Source organism: Methanoregula sp., from assembly GCF_002835825.1.
Taxonomy (GTDB): domain Archaea; phylum Halobacteriota; class Methanomicrobia; order Methanomicrobiales; family Methanospirillaceae; genus Methanoregula.
Map to the genome: position 1 here is coordinate 1 of NZ_PIZH01000293.1, position 2,720 is coordinate 2,720.

Annotated in this window: 3 protein-coding genes; 2 read left to right on the forward strand and 1 reads right to left on the reverse strand. The window is 50.7% G+C overall.

Annotation, left to right across the window (positions count from 1 at the left end; genetic code table 11):
• The first annotated feature begins 402 nt into the window (after positions 1 to 402).
• Complete coding sequence (gene frhD, locus CW742_RS10010; RefSeq protein WP_292419895.1) at positions 403 to 915, forward strand: coenzyme F420-reducing hydrogenase, FrhD protein; 513 nt, start codon at positions 403 to 405, stop codon at positions 913 to 915.
• Between the two features lie 137 nt (positions 916 to 1,052).
• The gene (locus CW742_RS10015; protein ID WP_342764872.1) at positions 1,053 to 1,610 is read left to right on the forward strand and encodes a ribbon-helix-helix protein, CopG family; all 558 of its coding nucleotides are present in this window, start codon (positions 1,053 to 1,055) and stop codon (positions 1,608 to 1,610) included.
• A gap of 216 nt (positions 1,611 to 1,826) precedes the next feature.
• Here CW742_RS10015 and CW742_RS10020 read toward each other — a convergent pair.
• The coding region (locus CW742_RS10020) for a cation-translocating P-type ATPase (protein ID WP_292419898.1) at positions 1,827 to 2,720 on the reverse strand (894 nt) is incomplete at its 5' end.

The window sequence follows — 2,720 nt, forward strand, 5'->3', positions numbered from 1 at the left end:
ATCCAGAACAAACACCTGAGAACACGGGATCTCATCACAAGCTTCTGGTTTCCGGAAGGGGGAGGTGACAAGCAAAGATCCGATATCATAACCTAGGAATATAAAAATACCGCTATTGACTGGTTTGTCCCTGTCCTGAGAGAAGTATCTGCAGGAAAAGGGAGAGCCGGTCTTTTAATACGGGATAATTCAGGAGAGAAGATACCGAAGATGCAAAGGGTTAACACTTTTGGGCAGTCATGAACCGGACAACGTCCCCAGATAATGGTTGCTCTACTCGTTTTTTTGCATAACACGATAAGACCAGAGACTTTCCGGTCAGTAATGCCCTGAGAGACATGGAAACAAAACGATTCTCCGGTTACGAAGTTTTCCGGTACCACTTTTGTGCGGAAGTGAAAAATGGGTGACAAGGAATTATCAGGTGGAGAACTGATATTTCCTAAGACTATCATCGCCGGTTGCGGCAATCCGCTCTTTGCGGATGATGGGTTTGGCCCTGCTGTTGTTCGTGAGCTTCAGCAGCTGGTTCTTCCAAAAACCGTTGTAGTACTGGATGCCGGTACCAGTGCCAACTACTTTCTCTTTCCGCTGCTTGATACGGAGGTGACCGAAGCGATCATCCTGATAGATTCCATCGACTTCAGGGCCCGGCCCGGCTCCATTGCCCGGTTCGGGCCGGAACCATTCCCGTTTGGCAGGCTCCGTGACGCCCACCCGGGAGGTATCGCCGAATGGATCCACCATCTCAGCAACCGGTACTCTGTCACCCTTGTCGGATGCCAGCCTTGTCGTGTCACCTATCCGTACCTGGAGATTGGCCTGTCCGAGGAAGTGAAAAATGCTGTGCCGGAAGCAGTGAAGATCGTCCTGGAGTTGCTGCAAAACAAGAAATCGTGGAAAAAGGCATCCTAAGAGGAAATGCTGCAGGCAGGATGCAGAAACGGACCCCAAAGGCGATAATCGGAATTGGATCCATATTTTTACTAAGTGTTACGAAATTAAATAAATCTCACAACATTAATGAGAGTTAAGGGACAACTTTATCGACTATGCAAGGTGATGACGATCTCTCCCGCATTGGTGTTTCTCTCCCGGAACATCTGCTGGGTGAATTTGATGAGATCCTGAAATGCCGGGGTTATACTTCCCGATCAGAGGGGATTCGCGACGCAATCAGGATCTATAATACCAATGACCAGTGGAGAACTGATACTGCTGATGAGCGTAAAGGAGTTCTTACCGTCATTTATGACTTCAGGAACCAGCATCTCCTCTTTTCCGTTCACGATATTCTGCTGAACCGGCAGGATCTGATACGGAGCTCGCTCCGCAGGTATATCAGTAAAAACCGCTGTCTTGAAATCCTCCTGGTACAGGGTGGTGGCACGCAGATAAAGGAACTCCTCGATCATTTGATGGCACTCAAAGCCCTCGAGATGGTAAAATTAACGGTAATCCCTCTGGAATTACCCGTAGATAGGCAGGATCCTGCCCGTTACCGTCGGGGAAATGTTGCCGGCTTATATGACCCTGTGCATTCTGATACCACGAACCCAGAATCAACATATTCTCCGGTTGCATCGGAGAGCGATCACCAGAGAATGTGACCGGTGAGTCAGGGACCGGACCCTCCCGGGGAAGCGATTAACCGGCACAACCGTCATTTCCCTCCCCCTCCAGGAGGATCCCCCTATTCCTCTGGACCTGAAGAAATACCGGAAGGGATGTCTGTCGCATGGAATATCCAATCATCTTAAAAGGTGAACTACTGGTGTTGTTGTTCTCCCTGATACTAATACCTCGTTTTTCCCTATTCCTCGGTTTTACCGTAGTGCAATCAGCCGCGCCGAATTGGCAATTACCGGAATTGACGATAATTCATGCAACAATGCACCGGTTACCGGAGTGAGGATTCCCGCGACCGTGAGGACCACCGCGATGAGGAGGACACCGACTGCAAAGATAAGGTTCTGCCGGATTGTCCGAAGAGCCTTTTGCGATACATGGATCAGGTGTGGCAGCCGGGACAGGTCGTCGGAAAGTAATGCAACTCCCGCAGTCTCGATAGCTACATCGGTACCGGTAATCCCCATGGCAACGCCGACATCGGCGGTTGCAAGCGCCGGGCCATCATTCACTCCATCCCCCACGAAGAGTACGTGATGGCCCTGCTTCTGGAAAGACTTTACAACAGTAACCTTCTCGTCAGGAAATACTTCTGCATGGAAATCCGTGATCCCTGCTGCCTTTGCGATCCGCTCCGTTGCCGATCGGTTGTCTCCCGTTACGATTACCGATCTGATACCGGATTGCTGGAGTTTTCGTATGGTTTCCTCTGCGTTCTCCCGGATCGTGTCTTCGAAAACCAGGAGACCGGCCAGGCTCCTGTCGATCATTACCGGAATCGCACTTGAACCGTCCCGTGAATTTCCAGCAATTTTTTCCAGATCATTTGCTGAGAGATGACATCCGCATTTTTCAAAAAATTCCGGCCTGCCGACAAGGATCTCACGTCCTCCCGCCCGCGCTTTTACTCCAAGGCCCGGAACAACTTCGCAGGACTCCGGATCCGGAACAGCGAGATTCCGGAGCACTGCCTCCCGCACAATTGCTTTTCCGACAGGATGTTCGCTGAATTTTTCCGCCGATGCACTACCAGAAACCAGATCGTTTTCCGTGATGTCTCCATAGGGAACAGCCCGCACCAGCTTCATCTC

Bases quoted from the DNA above. Each gene is read 5' to 3' on its own strand.
- frhD (WP_292419895.1), top strand. From the start codon at position 403: ATGGGTGACAAGGAATTATCAGGTGGAGAACTGATATTTCCTAAGACT.
- CW742_RS10015 (WP_342764872.1), top strand. From the start codon at position 1,053: ATGCAAGGTGATGACGATCTCTCCCGCATTGGTGTTTCTCTCCCGGAA.